Below are 24621 nucleotides of genomic sequence, written 5' to 3'. Positions count from 1 at the left end.
GGCTATTATTTTGTTATCTGTATAATGTGAAGTGTCCAACGAATTCTCTTGAATCATTCACGTCATTTAGTTTAAGAACATACCAGTAATCACCTGTTGGTAATTCCTCGCCTTTGTATCTACCATCCCATTTTTGACCATAATGATATTTAGCTATCTGACGTCCGTATCTATCGAAGATCGCAAACTCAAGATTTGTGTAAATATTTGTACATCCAGGTCCCCAACCATCGTGAGTTCCGTTTGGTGTAAAGTAATTGTCAAGACAAACATCAATGTAAGTCATTGGAACTGTAATTGTATCCGTACATCCGTTTTGATCTCTTACTGTAATTACATAATCTCCAGATTTGTAGATTTTGAATTTAGTATCAGATGTAAATGGACCTCCATTGAAGCTGTATTCGTAAGCTGGTCTTCCACCAATTGCAGTTACAGAAATTACGTTCATCTCTGGTTGTCCTGCAGCTAATTGAATGTATAACTTATCAAATGCCTGAATGTTGAAACTTGCTGTTGGCTGGATACATCCGTTAGTATGTCTAGCATAAATTACGTGATCACCAGGAGCAACATCTTTAAATTCGTTTTCTAACTGGAATGGACCAGCATTAGAATCTAAAGCGTAATCAACATCAGCAGGATCTACAGATGGATCGATTGTTACAGTAACTGTATTAGTTTCACAACCATAAACAACTTCTGCTATTGGATCCATGTCAACTGCCAATGGTACAAGAACTTCAATTTCATACGTACAATTGTTTGCATCTACAACATAAGCTGTATGGTTTCCTCCTGCAAGACCATCAAATGTATGCTGAGTTCCAGTAATTGGATCAAAAGGACCATTTGGTAAATCTAAGCTTACTGAGTAAGGAGCTGTTCCACCTGCAATGTCAATTGTAAATTCACCATTTAAGTCTCCTTTACATTGTTCTCCTAAAATAGAGTTAGGAGTAACTGTAGCTACTAGCGGTGCTGCCGGCTGCGTGATTATTACATCTGTCATTACATAACATCCGTTTTCATCTTGCGCAATTACAGTATATGTTCCAGGAGCAAGTTTATCAAACACGCTGATTGTATCAAACTGATTCAGATCTGGTGAAATTGCATATTTAATAACTCCTGTTCCACCTGTAGCCGTAACAACAATTTTACCATTGTTTTCACCGAAACATGAAACGTTTGTTGGTGTAAACTGTGCTTGTAAAGCAACCGGCGGTTCGTTGATAGTAATTACAGCTGATGTATCATAACAATCTCCACTTTCAACTTTAACAACATAATCTCCAATTACTAAGTCTTCGAAAATACCATTGTCTTTAGGACCTTGGATAATATTTCCAGCTGTATCTTCTAATCTGTAAATATAGTTTCCTAATCCGCCTTTGGCTTCGGCTACGATAACACCTGTAGCTTCACCTGTACATTTTACAACTGCATTTGTAACATCAACATCAATATCAAGCGGTACTATTGGATCAATTACGATTTCATTAGAAACATAACCAACACATCCTGCCGCATCTCTTACATAGTAGCTGTAAGTACCAACTCCAACTGGGAATGTAACTGAAGAAGCAAATGTTCCGATAGTTGTTCCAAAATTAGCATCAGTACTGTAAGAGTAAGGAGCAGTTCCGCCCACAGCGCTTAAAGTAAGTGTTGCCTGAGTTAAACATGTTTGTGATGTAGCTTCAACTAAAGTTGGAACAACTTCTGTTGGTTCATTGATCACAATGTTTGCCGATGTTGCAGAACAACTGAATCCGTCAGTAACAGTTATACTATAAGTTCCAGCACCTAATCCACTGAAAATTGGGCTAAGCTGTGGTCCAGAAACAATTACTGGATTTGCTGAAAGTATATTTAAAGTATACTGGTAGTTACTTCCTTGTCCACCTGTTGGAGGATCAACTGTAATTACTCCAGTTTTATCACCGAAACATGTTAATGTTGTAGCACTTGCAGATGCAGTAACAACGATTGGTGCCGGAACAACTAATGTTTCTGTTGCTGTAGCGATACATCCAACATTATCTCTAACGTTAATTGTATAATTACCTGCAGATAATCCAGACCATACATATTGAGCTGAATAGTCAACTAATGTTGTACCATTCAATACTAATTGATATTCGTATTTATTATCCCATCCACCTGCAGCTGAAGCAGTGATTTCTCCATCATTATTTCCTGTTACACAAGTAATATCAGACTTCGCTGTTGTTACTGTAAGAGCAGCTGCTGGCTGTTCTATTGTGAACAATGTTGTAACTGTACAGAAAGGATTGTTCACTAACGTTGCAACAACTGTATACTGACCGGCAGTTAAGTTAGAAATTCTAACTGGTCCTGCATTTGCAGAAGTTCCGTTGCTTGGAACTGGTCCTGTAATTACATAGTTAAATGCTCCTGCGTCATCTGTTGGGTTTAATTGATTATCAACTATAGTTAAATCAACACTTCCGTCTGCAGTACCGTAACAGATTTGTCCGTTAACTGGAGCTACATTAATATCGAATGTGTTAGGATCATTAACATAATGAACTTGTGTAATAGAACATCCTGTTGCTGGATTCGTTACGGTAATTAAATAATTTCCGATAGTTAATCCTGTGAAAACACCATTTGTATTTGATTGATTGTACGTGTTTCCATCAGTTCCTGCAACATTATAATTTAATATTGCTGGTGTACCTCCAATTGATGTTACAGATACTGTAATATCTTCGTTAGAAATACATGTTACAGCAGTATTTACAGCAACGTTTATCTGATCTAAACGAATGAATGGATTTACTCTAATTATTCCTGTACTAGATCCCATACATCCTTTATCATCATAAACATTTACAGTATAATCACCTCCTGCGAAATCAGATTCAGTGTAGAAATTATCGGCACCTTTTTGAACCTGAACTCCGTTTTTAAAGAACTCATAAATTGTATAAGTTCCTGAACCACCAGTAACATTGTTTACTGTAATAACTGCATAGTTTGGTGCATTTGTACCTGTTGTACAGCTGTACTGTGCGATAACTGGCAATCCTACTGTAATTACATTTGGCTCACTGATTCTAATATCTTCAGAATCAACACATCCTCTTCCTGATGTTACTGTTACTGTATAATCTCCAGCCTGAAGGTTATCAAAAATATTTGATGTCTGAGCTGGTCTGTTTACTGCTGCACCTAAAGCCGTTGTTCCTGTTAATGTGTAAGTGTAAACCGGGTTATCATTTACACCAGGAGAACTTGGGTCAATGTTAGCTGTGATAGATCCGTCAGAGTTACCTCTACAAGAAACATTAGTTCCTGTTAAAGCAAGTCCAGTAATAACTGTTGCCGGAGCGATTTCAATTGTAACACTGAAGTCACAAGTAGTTAATACATCTCTTACTCTGATCACGTGTGTACCAGGAGCAACATTATTAAACACAGCCGGTGTAGTATTTACGATTACACCTCCGTCAAGAGTATATCTGTAGTTAGCAGTTCCTGAACCACCTGTTGCTGTTGCAGTAATAACACCGTTATTAAATGTACAGCTTGGTAATGCGGTTACTGTAGTTTCTAACTGTAATGCCGGAGTAATAGTTACTGCAGCTGTTACTGTAGTTGTACATGCGTTTGCATCTCTAACTGTTATGTCATAAGTTCCAGCAGCATTTACTGTGAATGTTGGGCTCGTTTGGAAACCAGCTCCAATACTATACTCGTAAGGCGCTACACCTGAACCAACAGTAACTGTAAATGTATACTCACCTGCTGCCGTTGGACATTGGCTAGAAACATTAGCTGTAATAGCACTTGGTAATGGATCTACTGCAATTGTGATTGGAATAAACGTTTCACAACCTTTTGAATCCAGAACATAAGCTCTCCAGTTCAAGTTGACAGCCGGATCAAGAACAGCGTTATTACTATTTGTATAGTCAGCAGCTGTTGGTGTTCCTGTACCTGGTACGAAAGCATATTGATAATCTGGTGTTCCTCCTGCAGCAGTTACGCTTACCTGAGCACCTGAATTACAATTAGCATTTACATTAGTTGCCTGAACTAATGTTAATACAGCAGGTTCGCCAACTGTTACAGAAGCTGAAGCTGTACATCCTGTTGTGTTATCAGTAACTTGAACTGTGTATGTACCAACTGGTAAGTTTGTTAATGTTACCACTTTTCCAACCTGAGTTAAAGTTCCTGTTGTTGGGCCTCCAATTAGAGCAGCTGTATAAGCTCCTCCAAAATTGTCAACATCAAATTTCACTGATCCGTTTGAACCTCCATTACAACTTACGTCGTTGATTAACTGACCTGCAGCTGTAATGTTTACTAAAGGATCAACTGTATAGTACATATCGTCTTTACATCCGTTTGCGTCTGTTACCTGGAATAAGTAAGTATCTGCTGTTAGACCTGTAAATATTCCGTTTGCGGCTCCTGTAACGTTTGTTACTGCGCTTGCCGGAGAAAGAATCTCGTAGTGTAATGCGCCAACACCGTGAGAAACAGTTACAGTAACTGTACTTGTTGTGTTAGCTGATGGTGTACACCAAATATCGGTTCCTGTTACAGAATCAATTGTTGGTGGATCAAGTGCCGGAATCGTTACACTTACTGGTACTGCAATGATACAGTTGTTAGCATCTTTTACATAAGCTGTAACTGTTCCTGCATTGTAAGTTGTATACGTATTTGTTGCACTATAATTTGTTCCACCGTTGAAACTGTATTGGTAAGGCGCTGTTCCAGTACCTGCAGTTACATTGATTGTAACAACAGCTGGCTGCGTTGCATTACCTGAACCACAAGTTAAACTTTGAGTTAATACGGCTGTTGCAGCAAGAGCAGCTGGCTCTGTAATTGTAGCTGTTATGCTAACTGAAGTACATTGCTTAGCGTCTTGAACAACGATGTTATAAGTTCCCGCAGTTAATCCTGTGAATATGTTAGAAGCCTGATAAGCTCCTCCATTGATACTGTACTGATATGGTGTGATTCCATTAGCAGCAGTAACAATAATACTTCCATCATTTCCTCCTACACAACTAACATTTGTTTGTGTAAATGTTGCTGTTGGAGTTGTTGTTGGAGTTACTATTACCGGAATAGAAACTGCCTGACATCCCTGACTGTCTGTTACTCTGAAAGTGTAAGTTCCAGCAACTGTTGCAGTGTAAGGTGATGTTGCAGGGAAATATCCTCCACCATTAAAGTCAACTTCAAATCCTGCATAAGTATGAGTTCCCTGAGTTGCCAATAATGTGATACTAGCTGATCCTGCACAAGTTAAATCTTGTGTTAAAGTAGCTTGTAATAATAATTCCTGATTTAATGTATATGGACTAGATACGATACAACCATTACCATCTTTAATATAGAATGTGTAGTTTCCTGGCGCATTCAATACAAAGTTAGGGCTAGACTGATATCCGTTACCAATGCTGTATGTTGGTGTTCCAACATAAGTTCCAGTAATTGTAATCGGAACCGGGCCTCCTGTGTAGCAGTATAATCCAGCAGATGAATTGATTGTTGGCAATGCATCTGTAGCAATTGTAACGTCAATCTTAGTTGTACATCCGTTTGCATCCATAGCGTAAACATCCCATTGAGTGTTTATTGTTGGATCTAATACTGCACTTGCTACAGTATCGTAGTCTAATACGTTTGGAGTAACTCCATCCTGAACGAACACGTATTTGTAAACTGGTGTTCCACCGTTTGCTAAAACACTAACTTTTGCACCAAAATTACAATTTGCATTTACATTGCTCACCAAGTTAAGACCTAGAACTGTTGGCTGAGTAACTACAACTGAAGCTGTTGCTGTACATCCTGTAGTTCCATCTGTAACCTGAACTGTGTATGTTCCAGGTACTAATCCTGTAACATTTACTGTATTACCAGTTTGAGTTAATGTACCTGTTCCTGCTGTTAATACCGCTGTATATGATGTTCCATAATTAGCAACTGTAAATTTAACAGCTCCGTTTGTATTTCCGTTACAAGTAACATTACTTACTAACTGACCTGAAACTGTAATATTAGTTACCGGAAGAACAGTATATGATTTTTGGAACGTACATCCATTAGCATCCGTTACCTGGAATAAATAAGTATCAGGAGACAATCCTGCAAATACTGCAGATGTTTGTTTCGCTACAACAATTGGAGAAAGAATTTCATATTGAAGAGTTCCTACTCCATTGATTACATTACTGATTGTAACTGTACTTGTTGTACTTGCCGCTGGAGCACAATAAATTGGTGTTCCGTTAATATCCATATTTGTCGGCGCATTTAACGCTGGGATATTGATAGTAACTGGCGTCGCGATGATACAGTTATTAGCATCTTTTACGTAAGCTGTAACTGTTCCTGCATTATAAGTAGTCAACGTGTTTGTTGAGCTGTAGTTTGTTCCACCGTTGAAACTGTACTGGTAAGGCGCTGTTCCTGTTCCCGCAGTTACATTGATTGTAACAACTGCCGGCTGAGTAGCATTGCCTGTTCCGCAAGTTAAACCTTGAGTTAATGTAGCAGTTGCGGCTAAAGCTGTAGGCTCAGTAATTGTAGCAGTTATGCTTACTGAAGTACATTGTTTAGCATCACGAACAACAATGTTGTAAGTTCCTGCAGTTAATCCTGTGAATATATTTGAAGCCTGGAAAGCTCCACCGTTGATACTGTACTGATATGGAGTAATTCCATTAGCAGCAGTAACAATAATACTTCCATCATTTCCTCCTATACAGCTAACATTTGTTTGTGTAAATGTTGCTGTTGGAGTTGTTGTTGGTGTAACGGTTACCGGAATAGAAACTGCCTGACATCCCTGACTGTCTGTTACTCTGAAAGTGTAAGTTCCAGCAGCAGTAGCCGTGTAAGGTGATGTTGCAGCAACATATGCTCCACTATTAAAGCTAACCTCAAATCCTGTGTAGGTAAGAGTTCCTTGAGTCGCCAATAATGTGATACTAGCTGATCCTGCACAAGTTAAATCTTGTGTTAGGGTAGCTTTCAATAACAATTCCTGACGTAATGTATAAGGAGCTGAAACGATACATCCGTTACCATCTTTAATATAGAATGTGTAGTTTCCTGGCGCATTCAATACAAAGTTAGGGCTAGACTGGTATCCGTTACCAATACTGTATGTTGGTGTTCCAACATAAGTTCCAGTAATTGTAATTGGAACCGGACCTCCTGTGTAGCAGTATAATCCAGCAGATGAATTGATTGTTGGCAATGCATCTGTACCAATAGTTACATCAAGTTTTACTGTACATCCGTTTGCATCTTTAGCATAAACATCCCATTGAGTGTTTACAGTAGGTGCTAATACTGCACTTGCACTATTTGTGTAATCTCCAGCAACTGGTGTAACACCGTCTTGAACAAATGCATAAGTATAGTTTGGTGTTCCACCGTTTGCTAAAACAGTAACTTTTGCACCAAAATTACAATTTGCATTTACATTGCTCACCAAGTTAAGACCTAGAACTGTTGGCTGAGTAACTACAACTGAAGCTGTTGCTGTACATCCTGTAGTTCCATCTGTAACCTGAACTGTGTATGTTCCAGGTACTAATCCTGTAACATTTACTGTATTACCAGTTTGAGTTAATGTACCTGTTCCTGCTGTTAATACCGCTGTATATGATGTTCCATAATTAGCAACTGTAAATTTAACAGCTCCGTTTGTATTTCCGTTACAAGTAACATTACTTACTAACTGACCTGAAACTGTAATATTAGTTACCGGAAGAACAGTATATGATTTTTGGAACGTACATCCATTAGCATCCGTTACCTGGAATAAATAAGTATCAGGAGACAATCCTGCAAATACTGCAGATGTTTGTTTCGCTACAACAATTGGAGAAAGAATTTCATATTGAAGAGTTCCTACTCCATTGATTACATTACTGATTGTAACTGTACTTGTTGTACTTGCCGCTGGAGCACAATAAATTGGTGTTCCGTTAATATCCATATTTGTCGGCGCATTTAACGCTGGGATATTGATAGTAACTGGCGTCGCGATGATACAGTTATTAGCATCTTTTACGTAAGCTGTAACTGTTCCTGCATTATAAGTAGTCAACGTGTTTGTTGAGCTGTAGTTTGTTCCACCGTTGAAACTGTACTGGTAAGGCGCTGTTCCTGTTCCCGCAGTTACATTGATTGTAACAACTGCCGGCTGAGTAGCATTGCCTGTTCCGCAAGTTAAACCTTGAGTTAATGTAGCAGTTGCGGCTAAAGCTGTAGGCTCAGTAATTGTAGCAGTTATGCTTACTGAAGTACATTGTTTAGCATCACGAATCACAATGTTGTATGTTCCCGCAGTTAATCCTGTGAATATATTTGAAGCCTGGAAAGCTCCACCGTTGATACTGTACTGATATGGAGTAATTCCATTAGCAGCAGTAACAGTAATACTTCCATCATTTCCTCCTATACAGCTAACATTTGTCTGAGCAAGAGTTGCTGTTGGAGTTGTTGTTGGTGTAACGGTTACCGGAATAGAAACTGCCTGACATCCCTGACTGTCTGTTACTCTGAAAGTGTAAGTTCCAGCAGCAGTAGCCGTGTATGGTGACGTTGCAGCAACATATCCTCCACCATTAAAGTCAACTTCAAAACCTGTATAAGTTGTAGTACCCTGAGTTGCCAATAATGTGATACTAGCTGATCCTGCACAAGTTAAATCTTGTGTTAAAGTAGCTTGTAATAGTAATTCTTGGTTTAATGTATAAGGAGCTGAAACGATACATCCGTTACCGTCTTTAATATAGAATGTGTAGTTTCCTGGCGCATTCAATACAAAGTTAGGGCTAGACTGGTATCCGTTACCAATGCTGTATGTTGGCGTTCCAACATAAGTTCCTGTAATTGTAATTGGAACCGGACCTCCTGTGTAGCAGTATAATCCCGCAGATGAATTGATTGTTGGCAATGCATCTGTACCAATAGTTACATCAAGTTTTACTGTACATCCGTTTGCATCCTTAGCATAAACATCCCATTGAGTGTTTGTTGCTGGAGCTAATACTGCACTTGCACTATTTGTGTAATCTCCTGCATTTGGCGTTGCACCGTCCTGAACAAAAGCATATGTATAGTTTGGTTTTGCACCAGAAGCAATAACTTCGACTTTTGCACCAGAATTACAATTTGCATTTACATTACTTACTAAGTTTAGACTTAGAGCTGTTGGCTGAGTAACAACCACAGAAGCTGTAGCCGTACATCCTGTAATATTATCTGTAACCTGAACTGTGTATGTTCCAGGTACTAATCCTGTTACGTCAACAGTATTTCCAGTTTGAACTAATGTACCTGTACCTACAGTTAATACCGCTGTATATGTACCTCCGAAGTTTGCAACTGTGAATTTAACTGCACCATTTGCTTGTCCGTTACAAATTACATTGCTTACTAACTGACCTGCAACTGTAATATTAGTTACCGGATCAACTGTATATGATTTTTGGTCTTTACATCCATTTGCGTCTGTTACTTCGAATAAATAAGTATCAGGAGCTAATGATGTAAATATTCCGCTCGCAGCACCAGAAACATTTGATGTTGCACTAGCTGGTGATAAAATTGCGTAAGATAAAGTACCAACACCATTTGTAGTAGTGATAGTAACTGTACTGGTTGTATTTGCCGCTGGAGCACAATAAATTGGTGTTCCGGTAATATTTGTAATTGTCGGCGGATTTAACGCTGGAATATTAACTCCATTTGTTAAAGTGAAAATACATCCTTTAGCATCTTTAACTAAAACATTGAATGTTGTTCCAGCGAATGATTCGTATGTATTTGTACTAGTGTAAGTTGTTCCTCCATCAAAACTATATAAGTATGGAGATGTACCACCTGCACCTGTTACAGTTACAACAGCTTTTGTCGGTACGTTACCTGCAGCACATGTTAATGCTGTTGTAAGAGTCGAAGTCGCTGTTAAAGCTGAAGGTTGTGCAATTGTGATTGCTGCACTTGGATAAAGACAAGATTTAGCATCTCTAACTGTGATGATATATGAATTTCCTGCAGCTAATCCTGTAAATACATTTGATGTTTGGAAAGCTCCACTATCTAATTGATATTCATAAGGACCAACTCCTGAAGTCACATTTACAGTAATGGTTCCATCTGCTCCACCGTTACAGCTAACATCCGTTTGAACTGTTGTAAATAAAGTCGACTGGATAGGATCTAATGTTAAAGTAGTTGTAGCCTGACATGCCACTGGCACTTTAGCATCACTTACTCTAAAGATATAGTTACCTAAAACACTAGTTGACAGAACATTTGATGCCATTAATGTGTATGAGAAACCACCATCAGTAGAATATTCATAAGTGTAAGATGTATTGTAACCTCCAGTTGCTGTTAATGTAATTTCAGCGTTTGGAGTTGCAGTACAATCTAATTCTTTAGTTAATGCAGCAATTAATTGTAATTGTGGTTTAACTTCATAAGTAGTTGTAGCAGTACAGCCATTTCCATCTTTAATTACTAATGTATAAATACCAGAAGCATTAAATGTAAAGTTTGGACTTGTCTGGAAAGTACTTCCATTTACACTATAAGTTTCTCCACCAACAGCAGGGTCTACTGTTCCAGTAATTGTAATTGTGAATGGATTTCCATCATAACAAATTGTCGCTGGTGCTGTAATCGTTGGATCAGCATCTTTGATTAGTGTTATTGGAGCAAACTTAATACAGCCATAAGCATCTTTTGCGTATGCAATATAGTTTCCTGCATCTCTGTTAAATGTATTAGCAGAAGCCCATCCAGCAGCAGCAGCTGTAGGTGCAGGATCTGTAGCCAATAATAATTGATATGTATATGGACCTGTTCCGTCTTTTGCAATAGCAGTAATTATACCTGAATTTGGATTACAGTTTGCATTTTTAGTAACTGAAGCTGTAACTGATAAATCAATAGCCGATTCAGTAATATTAAATGAATTTGTTGCAATACTACATCCTGCATTAGTAGCACCTGCAGTTTCTCTAATTACAACAACGTAATTTCCGAAACCTAATGCACCAAGGTTATTGATTACAAGATTTCCATTTGCTGGAATAGTTCCTGTTCCTGTAATTCCGGTGCTAACCATAGTGAAAGCATTATAGATTTCATAACTAATTGGCGTTGCAATTGGATAAGTACTGTTTACTGTAAAACTAACATTACCATTATTACTTCCTCTACAAGTAACGTTATTAGATGTTAATCCGCTAACCGTTAAAGTAGAGTTTGTAGGTATAGGCATTGTAGCTGTTTCATAATAGTAACAACCTGTACCCGCATCATGTACGATAAAAGTATATTTAACACCTGGCAATAAGTTTGGTATTGTTGTTTTTTTACTTCCCGGATTTACTCCTGGAGGAACTCCTACAACGTCTTCATCATACCATGGTAAAGTAGTTGGACTTGTATAAACCATTCCTGGACCTGTATAAACAGCGAAGTGGAATGGACCATTACCTGTAATATTAGTCGACGCAGCACCAATAGCTACAACTGCTGATCCTAATGAAGAACAGTCAGCTGGCGGAGCCGTAACCGTAATATCTAAATCATCTGGCGGTGAAGCAACAAATACGTTTTGTTCAATATTTGTACATCCGTTCGCATCAGTGATAATAATTTGGTATAAACCAAAATCAACAACTTCAAATACAGCTGTAGATCCAGTTTGACCTGTGATTTGTTTATTATAACCGTTTACTCCTGTTACGTGGTAAGTATAGTTTGGAGTACCACCAGTAACTGAATTAATGGTAATAGATCCTAAAGAAACACCACCAGCTCCACAAGTAATTGGCGTAATCGTTCTGCTCACAACAATTGGCGTTGGCTGAGCTATAGTTATATTAAATGTATCTGTACAACCTTTTGCATCAGTTACAGTAACCACATAATCACCAGCTGCTAAGCCAGAAGTTTGCGAACCGTAATTAACTCCAGTTGTTGTGTTTAATACTGTATATACAAATGGTGCCTGACCTTTTGTATTATCAATAGTAATAGCAATTGCTGCTGTAGCATCACCATTACAGTTTATATTCTGAGTTTGTATAACTCCAGTAATGTCTGGATTAACCGGTGTAGTAACGATAACTGCAGAAGATGTAGCCGTACATCCCCTAGAGTCGGTTACTGTGAAAGTATACGAACCAGCAGTACTTGTAGTAAATACATTTCCGGCAAATGTTCCCGTATTAGGAGAACTTGAATATGTAAATGGTCCGTTTCCTCCAGTTGGAGTTAAAGTAACCTGAGCATCTGTTGGTGCTGAACATGTAATATCTTTGTCTAAAACAGCATTTAATGTTAATGCATTATTTACGATAACAACATTACTATCAGCAGTACATCCGTTACCATCTTTAATCTTAATAGTATAACTTCCCGGAGTAGTTACAACAAATGTATTTCCAGCCTGGTAAGAAGCTCCGCCATTAATACTGTAGCTTAATGGAGCCACTAAACCTGTTCCCGGAGTTGCTGTAATAGTATAGCTTCCTACACCAAAACACTGACCTGCTGCGGAAGCAGTAACCGTTGGAGAAGGATCTTTGGCAATTGTAATATCTACCTTAGTTGTACATCCATTTGCATCAATTACATAAACATCCCAGTTTAGGTTAACCGCCGGATCTAAGTTTGCTTTATTGTTATTCGTATAAGTTCCAACTGCAGCACCATCTTGTACAAATGAATATCTGTAAATCGGAGTTCCTCCTGTTGCTGTAACAGTAACTGCCGAAGTACTAACAAAACAGTTTGCGTTTACTGCAGTATAAGTTGCAGATAAAGCAGCGGCTGGTTGGTTTATTGTTATAGAAGTATTTGCAGTACATCCTGTTATTTCATCAGTAACAACGATTGCATACGTATTTGCTGTTAAATTTGGAAGAGTAACTGTTGCTGAACTAACACCAGTTACAGCTGTACCTCCATTAACTGTATAAGAATAAGTCGATCCGAAGCCAGAAACATTTAATCTGATAGATCCTGTATTTCCTCCATTACATAATACATCACTTAATTTACTAGCTAAAACTGTAATTGGTGTTACAGGACTAACTGTGTAAGATTCTGTATAGTAACATCCGTTTGCATCTGTAACTTTAAACATATAAGTACCTGGCGCAAGATTTGGGAAGGCATTAGATGTTTGTTTAGCAATGATTACCGGAGATGGAGCAATTGTTTCGTATTGTAAAGTTCCAACACCGTTAGTTGCCGTTAAAGTAACTGTAGTTGTTGTAGCCGTACAAGTAACTGCTGGATTTGCAAAAGTTAAATCTGTTGGAGGGTTCAGTCTCAATAAAGTTCCTGAACCTGTTACGATACAACCTTTAGCATCTCTAACAGAATATGTATATGGCTGATTAGCACCATTGTCGTTTAATGTTAAAACGTTGTTTGAGCTGTATCCGCTTCCGTTGAAGCTGTATTCGTATGGAGCAGTTCCTGTTCCTGCAGTTACATTAACTGTAACTGTTCCTGCAACTTTTCCGTTTGAAGCATTACAAGAGAATGGAACTACAGTTGTAGTTGCAGCTAATGTTAGAGGCTGAGTAATAGTAACTGCCACTGATCCAGTACAGTTTTTACTGTCTCTTACATAGAAAGTATAAGTACCAGCTGCTAATCCTGTGAATACCGGATTAGTAGTAAATGGTCCTGCAACATTGCTGCTATAAGTAAATCCGCCTGATCCTCCAGCTCCTGTTAAAGTAACTGAACCATCAGCAGCAGCATTACAGCTTGCATTTACCTGAGCAGCTGTAACTGTTGGATTTGAAATTGGAGATACTGTAACAACTGCTGTTCTTGTACAGCTGTTAGAATCTGTAATTACAAATGTATAAGTGTCTGCATTTGCAGGTGTCACTGTATATGTAAATGTTGGCCCTGCAATAGGTGCACTTGGAGCACTTGGAGCACCAGCACCTTTTTGTACTGTATAAGTATAGGTAGATCTACCACCGCCAATTGTAACTGTAATAGTTGCATTTGGAGTAGCTGTACAATCTAACTCTTTTGTAACTGTACCCGCAGCTGTTAATTGTGGGTAAACTACTGTTGCAGCCGGTGCCGAAACGATACATCCGTTTTTGTCTTTAACATAAACTGTGTAAGTTCCCGCAGCAACTGTAAATGTATTTGAAGATTGGAAAGTTCCTGTTGGACCTCCAATTCCATAACTTAGCGGAGCTAAACCTGTAGCTGTAGCAGTAATAGTAAATCCGCTTCCAGAAGCTGTACACTGATTGTTAACTGTTACATTAGTGATTGCCGGCATTGCATCCAGAATAACTGTAGCTGTTGATTTAGCAATACATCCATTAGCATCTTTTACATAAACATCCCAAACTAAATCAGCTCCAGAATTAGTGTCTACCGTTAAAACAGCACTATTTCCATAAGTTGAAGTTGGAACAGTTGACGGGTTTTTCGCAAAAGCATAAGTATAATTTGGTGTTCCTCCAGTTGCTGTAACTGTAATTTGTGAATTATCGTTATTACAATTTACGTTTGTAGCAACTGCAGAAGTAATGGCTAAAGCAGCAGCCGGCTGACCAATAACAATACTTGCTGAATTTGTACACCCTGTTGCCGTATCTGTAACTTGTACAGTGTAGGTTCCAGCGGCAACATTTGATAATGTTAATGTGTTACCAGACTTTGTTAATGTTCCTGATCCTAAAGTTCCTGCTGTTAATGTAAATGTATAAGCACCTACAGTAGCATTACCAGAAACTGTATAAATTCCAGATCCTGTGCTTCCTCCATTACATAAAACATCACTTGTTTTATTTCCTGTAACTACAATTGGAATAACCGGATTAACAATATACGGTTCAGTATAATAACATCCATTTGCATCTGTAACTCTGAAAGTATAAGAACCAGGTGCAAGGTTTGCAAATGAGTTAGAAGTTTGTTTTGCTCTGATTACTACTGAAGGAGCAATTGTTTCGTATTGTAAAGTTCCAACGCCGTTAGTTGCTGTTAAAGTAACTGTAGCTGTTGTAGCTGTACAAGTAACTGCTGTTGAAGCAAAAGTTAAATCTGTTGGAGGGTTCAATCTCAATAAAGTTCCTGAACCTGTTACGATACAACCTTTCGCATCTCTAACTGAGTATGTATATGGCTGGTCAGCTCCATTATCGTTTAATGTTAAAACGTTGTTTGAGCTGTATCCGCTTCCGTTGAAGCTGTATTCGTATGGAGCAGTTCCTGTTCCTGCTGTAACATTTACTGTAACTGTTCCTGCAACTTTTCCATTTGAAGCATTACAAGAGAATGGAACTACAGTAGTTGTAGCTGCTAATGTTAGAGGCTGAGTAATAGTAACTGCCACTGATCCAGTACAGTTTTTACTGTCTCTTACATAGAAAGTATAAGTACCAGCTGCTAATCCTGTGAATACCGGATTAGTAGTAAATGGTCCTGCAACATTGCTGCTATAAGTAAATCCGCCTGATCCTCCAGCTCCTGTTAAAGTAACTGAACCATCAGCAGCTCCGTTACAACTTGCATTTACCTGAGCAGCCGTAACTGTTGGGTTTGAAATTGGAGATACTGTAACAACTGCTGTTCTTGTACAGCTGTTAGAATCTGTAATTACAAACGTATAAGTGTCAGCATTTACAGGTGTTACTGTATATGTAAATGTTGGTCCTGCTATAGGAGCACTTGCAGCACTTGGAGCACCAGCACCTTTTTGTACTGTATAAGTATAAGTAGATCTACCACCGCCAATTGTAACTGTAATAGTTGCATTTGGAGTAGCTGTACAATCTAACTCTTTTGTAACTGTACCCGCAGCTGTTAATTGTGGGTAAACCACTGTTGCAGCCGGAGCTGAAGCAATACATCCGTTTTTATCTTTTACAGAAACTGTGTAAGTTCCCGCAGCAACTGTAAATGTATTTGAAGATTGGAAAGAAACTCCATCAATGCTGTATTCTAGCGGAGCTAAACCTGTAGCTGTAGCAGTAATAGTAAATCCGCTTCCAGAAGCTGTACACTGATTGTTAACTGTTACATTAGTTATAGCCGGCATAGAATCCAAGATAACTGTAACAGTAGATTTCGCAGTACATCCGTTTGCGTCTTTCACATAAACATCCCAAACTAAATCAGCTCCGGAATTAGTATCTACTGTTAAAACATTACTAGCGCCATAAGTCGATGATGGTACTGTTGATGGGCTTTTCGCGAAAGCGTAAGTATAATTTGGAGTACCACCTGCAGCAGTAACTGTAATATTAGAATTATCGTTATTACAGCTTACGTTTGTAGCAACTGCACTTGTTATCGCTAAAGCAGCTGCTGGCTGATTAATTGTGATTGAAGCATTAGCTGTACAGCCTGTTGCAGTATCTGTAACTGTAACGGTATATGTACCCGCTGTTGCGTTTGCTAATGTTAATGTATTTCCAGATTTTGTTACTAATGCTGTAGCAGCTGGAGGAGTTACAGTAAATGTATAAGCACCAACTGTTGCATTACCAGAAACTGTAAAAGTTCCAGATCCTGTGTTTCCGCCTCTACACAACACATCACTTGTTTTGTTTCCTGTAACTACAATTGGAGTAACAGGATTAACAATATACGGTTCTGTATAATAACATCCGTTTGCATCTGTAACTCTGAAAGTATAAGATCCAGGAGCAAGGTTTGCAAATGAGTTAGAAGTTTGTTTTGCTCTAATTACTACTGAAGGAGCAATTGTTTCGTATTGTAAAGTTCCAACACCGTTGGTTGCTGTTAAAGTAACTGTAGCTGTTGTAGCTGTACAAGTAACCGCTGTTGAAGCAAAAGTTAAATCAGTTGGAGGGTTCAATCTCAATAAAGTTCCTGAACCTGTTACAGGACATCCTTTTGCATCTCTAACTGAGTATGTATATGGCTGATCAGCTCCATTGTCGTTTAATGTTAATACATTATTTGAGCTGTATCCGCTTCCGTTGAAGCTGTATTCGTATGGAGCAGTTCCTGTTCCTGCTGTTACATTAATAGTAACTGTTCCTGCAACTTTTCCGTTGGAAGCATTACAAGAGAATGGAACTACTGTTGTAGTTGCAGCTAATGTACTTGGCTGAGTAATAGTAACAGCCACAGAACCTGTACAACCTTTGCTATCTTTTACATAGAAAGTATAGTTACCAGCTGCTAATCCGTTAAATACCGGATTAGTAGTAAATCCTGTTGTAGCATTGTTACTATAAGTAAATCCGCCTGATCCTCCAGCACCTGTTAAAGTAACTGAACCATCAGCAGCTCCATTACAGCTTGCACTTGTTGGTACAGCTGTAACTGTTGGATTTGTGATAGGATCAACTTTAGTTACTGCAGTAGCCTGACATCCATTAGCATCTGTAATTACAAATGTATAACTGTCTGCATTTGCAGGAGTAACTGAGAAAGTAAATGTTGGACCCGCAATAGAAGCGCTTGGCGCACTAGTTGCTCCAGATCCTTTTTTAGATGTATAAGTATATGGCGCTTTTCCTCCTGCAATAGTTACTGTAATAGTAGCATTTGGAGAAACCGTACAATCTAATTCTTTAGTAACTGCACCTACAGCTGTTAATTGTGGATAAATAACTAATGCCGTTGCAGTTGTAGCAGTACATCCGTTTTTATCTTTTACAGTAACTGTATAAGTTCCTGCAGGTACGTTAAATGTATTTGAAGCCTGGAAAGAAGTTCCATCAATACTATATTGCAGAGGAGCCAATCCAGTTCCTGTTGCAGTGATAGTAAATGAATTTCCAGAACCTGTACATTGATTATTATTTGTTGCAGTTACAGTTGGTAAATTATCTGTAGCTACTGTAACTGTATTTTTAGTGATACAGCCATTTGTATCTTTCACATAAATATCCCAAACTAAATCAGCTCCGGAATTAGTATCTACAGTAAGTGTAGCACTGCTTCCATAAGTTGAAGTTGGAACAGTTGATGGATTTTTCGCGAAAGCGTAAGTATAATTTGGTGTTCCGCCTGCAGCTGTAACTGTAATTTGAGAATTATCGTTATTACAGTTTACATTTGTAGCAGTTGCTGTAAATGTTAATGCATTTGCAGGTTCAGTAATAACAATACTTGTTGTATTTGTACATCCTGTTGCATTATCTCTAACCTGAACAGTGTATGTTCCTGCTGCAGCATTTGCTAATGTTAATGTATTTCCTGATTTTGTTACTAATGATGCAGCAGCGGCAGGACTTACTGTATAAGTATAAGCACCTACAGTAGCGTTACCAGAAACTGTGAAAGTTCCTGATCCAGTAGCACCACCTTTACAAAGTGCATCGTTAGTTTTATTACCAACTACCGAAATTGGTGTAACAGCGTTGATGATATAAGCTTCATCATAATAACATCCATTAGCATCAGTAACTCTAAAGTTGTAAGTTCCTGCAGCTAATCCAGAGAATACACCTGTAGTGTTTGTAGCTGCAGATGCTGCCGGAGATGTAATTGCGTATGTTAAAGGCGCTACTCCATTTGTAGCAGTAGCAGTAACAGTAGTTGTTGTAGCTGTACAAGTAACTGCTGCATTACTAAATGCTAAATCTGTTGGAGGGTTTAATCTGTTGATTGTAATGGTTTGAACCGGAGTTTTACAACCTTGAGCATCACTAACTACATAAGAAATAGTTTGGTTAGTACCGTTATCTGTAACAGATAATGTACGTGTGCTTGTAAATGTTGTTCCTCCGTCAAAACTATATTGATAAGGAGCTGTTCCAGTTGTTGGAACTGCAATTGTTACTGTAGCTGCTTGTTTTACATTTGAAGCATTACAAGTAAATGTTGTAGCTGTAGCTGTAGCAGTTAATGTTGTTGGCTGCGTAATAGTGATATTTCCTATTGCAGATTTACAACCTTTACTATCCATTACCTGGAAAGTATAAGTTCCAGCTGCCAATCCTGTGTAATTAGATTGTGCAATGAAAGTTGAACTTCCGTTAAAACTGTAAGTGTAACCTCCAGATCCGCCTGCTCCAACTAATTGTACAGAACCTGTAGAAGCTCCGTTACAAGTTGCATCAACTTTAGTTGCTGTGACTGTTGGATTTGTAATTGGATTTACAATTGCACTGGTTGTAGTAACACATCCTTTTGAATCTGTAATTTCGAATGTATACGTATTAGCCGTTGTAGCAGTGTAAACAAATGATGTTCCTGTTACGTTATTGCTAGATCCAAAAGATCCTGAACCTATTTTAACTTTGTATGTAAATGCACTTGTACCTCCAGTAATTGAAACTGTAATAGTAGCATTTGGAGATGTAGTACAATCTAGTGTTTTAGAGATTGTTGCGCTTCCCTGCAACTCAGGTGCAATTACAATATTGCTAACTGTAGCTGTACAGTTATTACTATCTGTAACCACAACATTGTGTGTACCAGGACCTACATTTGTAAATGTATTTGAAGTTTGTGCTGCTCCACCATCTAAACTATACGTTAGAGTTCCTGCTCCAGTAGCTGTAACTACAAGTGTAGCCTGATTAGTAGAATCATAACATAAATCTGAACTTGCAGCTAAAGAAGCTGTTGGAGCTGTTGGTGAAGTAATATTTACAGTTGCAGAAGCTGGAGAAGTACAAGAATTTGCATCTCTAACTACGATTCTGTAAGTTCCCGAAGGAATGTTTGTAAATACATTCGAAGTTTGGAATGGTACTACAACTGTAGTTCCATTATTTTGTCTTAATTCATATTGATAAGCCGGTGTTCCACCAGTTACTGTTGCTGTAATAGAAGCACCACTTGTACAAGTAGGCTGAGCTGTAACCTGAGCTGTAACAGCCAATGCTGCAGGAGCAGTAATAGGTTGTGAAAATGGGAAGCTACAAGTAGAAGCACTATTGTTAAAACGAATTTGAATTGCGTATGTCTGACTTGTTAAACCTGTTACGGTTACAGGAGATACTTTAGAATTTATCCAGGTAGCACCATTATTCATAGAATAATCGAATCCGTAAGGAAGGTTAAAGTTTTGCGCTGCTAAAGTAATTTCTCCATTATTTCCACCATTACAAGTAACATTTTTAACTCCGGTGATAGAAGCTGTAAAAGCTTTGTTGCTATCAATAACAATTGGGAAATCTTTCTGAGTAATACACGATTTTGGAATCTGACGTACCCAGATATCATCAATTACTAAGTCATTACCTCCATATTCAACACTTCCAGAACGAATTCTAAAAGTAAGATTTGTGTTATTTCCAGGGTTAAGAGAAATATTTATCGGAACCCATTTTCTTCTATTAGGGTCATTTGCTGCTTCTGCGATTTTTCCGGTATCTTCTGTAGCAACAACTGTTCCAGCAGAATTCACTAATTCAAATCTAACAATTGGAGCGGCTCCGTTTACACCTGTATTTAATAAGTTTCCTACATACAAAGAAACCATTACCGGCTGATTAGGAATAACATCAATAATAGGTTTACTATATAAAACTCCGTAAGGTCCAGCTGCTCCTCCAATGTTTACTAATAAATATCTTCCATTTACATCTCCAACTCCTGCTAAGTTATTAGGATTTGTCGTGTGATCTTTAAAATGATACCATGCACCAGAATTATTACTGCTAGGATCATCACCTCTCCAGAAGAAACTTGTAACGGAGTATTGGTTATCTTCTACAGAACGAGTTGGTGTTCCGTTTAAAGAACAAGTATATGGCGGGTTTACCCTTTGGTCATTGAAACAGTAAGCTGATGCAATACCAGGAGTTGTTGTGGTTCCACCAGAACCAAAATCTTCAATTAATAAATTACTATAAGTAGGTACAGAAACCAAATTATATTTTACACTTACTGTGTGTGATCCAGAAGGAACATTTAAGAAAACATTAGAAGGTGTATTTGTATTTAATACGTTATCTAAATAATATTCATAACTATAATTTGCTCCACCATTATTTGTTACAGTTACTGTACTTGTTGCTGTACCGTTACAGTTAAAAACAGGAGGATCAACAGAAATTGTAGGATCTGCAGGTTTTGGATCTAAAACTACACCCGGCATTGCAAATGTACATCCTTTAGAATCTCTCACATAAAGTGTATAAGTTCCCGGAGCTACATAAGCTTCATTTGAAGTTCCGTAAGTTGTTCCACCATTAAAACTATATGTATAAGGAGGGGTTCCGCCCTGAGGGTTTGTAATACGTACTTTACCATAACCTGTACCTGCAGGATCACAACCCGCTAATTCAGAAACACCCGCAGAAGCACTTAATGCATTTGCAGGAGCAGTAATTGTAATAGCTGTTGCAGGATCAGTACAAGTTACACCAGACAAAGTGTATCTAACCACAACATTATAAGTTCCACCTGTTAAATTAGAAAACACAGGAGTACTGCTAAATGTTGCACCATTATCGATACTGTATTGTAAAGTATATCCGTTTGCGTTTGTAACATTAATATTAATTTGAGCAGTACCGCCATTACAATTAATTTCAGTATTTGTTACATTATAAACTGGTTTAGGGTTTCCTGTAACTGTAATCGAAGTGGTTGCCTCACAGTTATTAGAATCAACTAAACGAATATTATAAGTTCCCGGAGCTGTTACTGTTATTTCATTTGAAGTAAGGAAAGTAGTCGATCCATTTACAAAGAAGAAATAGGGTGCAGTACCTCCAGAACCTGATAAAGTAACTTTTCCATCACTACATGCTGTAAGTGGAGTTGTCAAAGCTGCAGTTGCTACTAAAGGCGCTGCAATATTATTGATAGAAATAACACTAGACACATCACAAGTTGGAGCTGGTGTACCACCAACCGGAGCATTTGTAACTCTTACTCTGTAAGTTGTTCCAGGATTTAAATTCGGGAAAGTATAGTCTGAAGCAGCAATAGGACCTGCACTATTTACAAGAGCATTGGTTGCATTATTATATAAGTAATAATAATATTGCGGATCGATATTAAGAGCTCCAACTTTTATACTTCCTTTATCTCCATAACAAGTTGGCTGAGTAACTGCCGTAGTAATCTGTAAAGCTCTGTTTCTGATAAGAATATTAGGAACAGTAAAAATACATGGATTAGTAGTTACACCTACTTGTCTTATATAAACAGTATAAGAGTTTGCAGTTGTAATATTGAAAGTATTGCTTGTTTGATATGCTCCAATTGCTCCACTAGGGTCAGTTCTGATAGCATATTCGTATCCTGCAGGTACTCCTCCAATTGTAATACTTCCAGGAACACCACAAATAATATCCTTATGAGTTTCTGTTGGAGTTAATGAATTGGTATAAACATTAAAATAGAAACGGTTAAAACATCCGCCAGCATAATTTAATGTTACACGGAATTGTCCTGCCTGATTTGCTGTATAATTTTGCCCGCTTCCAACACTTGTCCATGTACAGGCAGTATTTTCGTTGGCACAATTTTGATTGGTTACAGCGGCGCAGCTTCCTTCGTTTAATTTTTCCCAAACAATACTAGTTGCATCAGAAATGCTTGTAGTAATTTGTCTTGTTGCATTAGATCCACACAAGAAAATGTTTGGCAATTTTTTTCCATCATTAGAACAAGTCACTACCTGATCTGCAAAAGGAATTACCGGATTTTCTACTGTGCTTCCAAATCTTGTTACAACAAAAGATTGATAAATTGATCTACAAGGTGCAGCGGCCAAGTTGTAAACATAATAAGTTCCAGGATCTTTTACTACTAATGTTTGTCCTTTACCTATTTGGTTTGTTCTGGCCTCATCACTATACCATGTATAATCTGAATATCCGTTTGCAGCTGTCAGAGTAATGTTCTCTCCACAAAGTGTAACATTAGCTGTGTATTTACATCCATCTACTCCCACTAAAAAGTTTGTCGCTTTTGGAACTAAAATACATCCTGTATTGGTATTAACACTTGGGTCATCAGAAATCGTAAATGTTGTGTTTTGCTGACCTTTGTAAGTTGCATAAGCAGAGTTGTCAATACTGTTAGAACAAGCTTCGCTCAAACTTTGACAATCTGGAACAACTTTAACCTTGAAACTGATAATTTTTTCAGGATCTCCAACTTTTACAATGTTATTATTTACTGCAAAAACAATGTTTCTTGTAGTAGCATTATAACTTTGAACGGTTACACCGGCTGGTAACGAAACTATATCAGCCGGATAATTAAAGATAATATTAATCGGAAGCTGATCTCGAATAGTAAACGAAGTCGCATTATCGTTACCTGTATTTTTAAAACCAATTTCGTAGTTTAACTGCTGCCCCAAAGTAACATTCTGCCCGCCAATATTTGTTCCGGCATTGTCTTTTACAATTTTGGTTAAAACAATTTTTGGCTCAATGATTTCAACATTGAAGGCATTAAAGAAAAGTCCATAACCATCTCCACCCGTACTAAGCTTTAATTGTGCAGAAGTATCATTATTTTTAATAATCGCATTTGCAGCATTATTAAGATTGATAATACCAGTCTCAAAACCTAAAGTATTAGCACTACTTGGGGTTCGGTCTGTAAAAGGACCGTTGACATCATTAATAGTACTATTAAAGAAATTATTTACCGGACGTTCAGCAGTAAAAATATCTACGTTATTGATAGAATATTTATCTCCGGTAAGGTTAACGTCTCCTTCTAATGCTGCGAAAGCTAATTTTGCTTTTACTACTCCTGTTGGAATTGTTTTAAAACCTGTTAAATCATAAGTTACCGGTGCACTTCCTGACTGTATCCAGCGAAGACCATCAAAAGAAGTGATATATTTTGCAGATGATTTTGGATCTTCATAAACCACAAATAAATTCCAACCTGCAGAAAAACCTCCATTTATACCGCCTCTTCCAGAAATGATATTGGCAACAGTATAAGTTCCTTCAGGATTTGCTAATCCCTGAATCATTGATGTCAAATCATAATAATATGCATAAGGCATCTGATCACCATTTGATGTCGTTGGATAGTAATCATAAATTAATGATCCCGAAATATTTGTGTAAGCTGTCTGGCTTGGGAGTTTAATCTTAATCGAACCTAAATTAGCTCGGTTAACCGTACCATTGTCAACTGTACCTTTGCTGTAAATACCTGCCCAATAAAGACCTGCATATACAATTTTGTAACATTCTCTACTAGTTTGCGGAATAGTTAAATTAGCCGAACTCGAACTAAAAGTAGTATTATCATTATCGACATCAATATACTGCATATTAAGGTCGTTGTTATTTTGGTTCGTCGCATTAAACGCATTATTAGGCCGCTCACCATTCCTGTTGTTATCTCTATTCAAAATATTATTACCTATCAAGAGCATATCACCTTTTAAACTCTGGTCAAAGCGAGGGGTGAAATTCTTTTGAGAGAACATAATAAAACTCTGTATAAAAAATAATACAGTTAAAACTAATTTTAAAGTAGTAGGTTTCTTCATGTTACTATGGTTTCAGTTTAACTGTTGTTCTTTGAAGGGGCGTTCAAAGAACAACATTCAATCTTAATTTAAATTTATGTTTTACTTACCTTCTTCCTTTTATTGAAGAAGTTGCCATCTATATCTAA

Annotated in this window: 1 protein-coding gene; it reads right to left on the bottom strand. The window is 37.8% G+C overall.

Annotated elements, in window-relative coordinates; translation table 11 throughout:
• Positions 1-13: 13 nt before the first annotated feature.
• Positions 14-24493, bottom strand: coding sequence for a T9SS type B sorting domain-containing protein (locus BUC29_RS21325; protein ID WP_139260445.1), 24480 nt, complete (start codon positions 24491-24493; stop codon positions 14-16).
• Positions 24494-24621: the final 128 nt, after the last annotated feature.

Source organism: Flavobacterium defluvii, assembly GCF_900129555.1.
Lineage (GTDB): Bacteria > Bacteroidota > Bacteroidia > Flavobacteriales > Flavobacteriaceae > Flavobacterium > Flavobacterium defluvii.
This window is presented reverse-complemented; position numbering and strand designations above follow the sequence as displayed.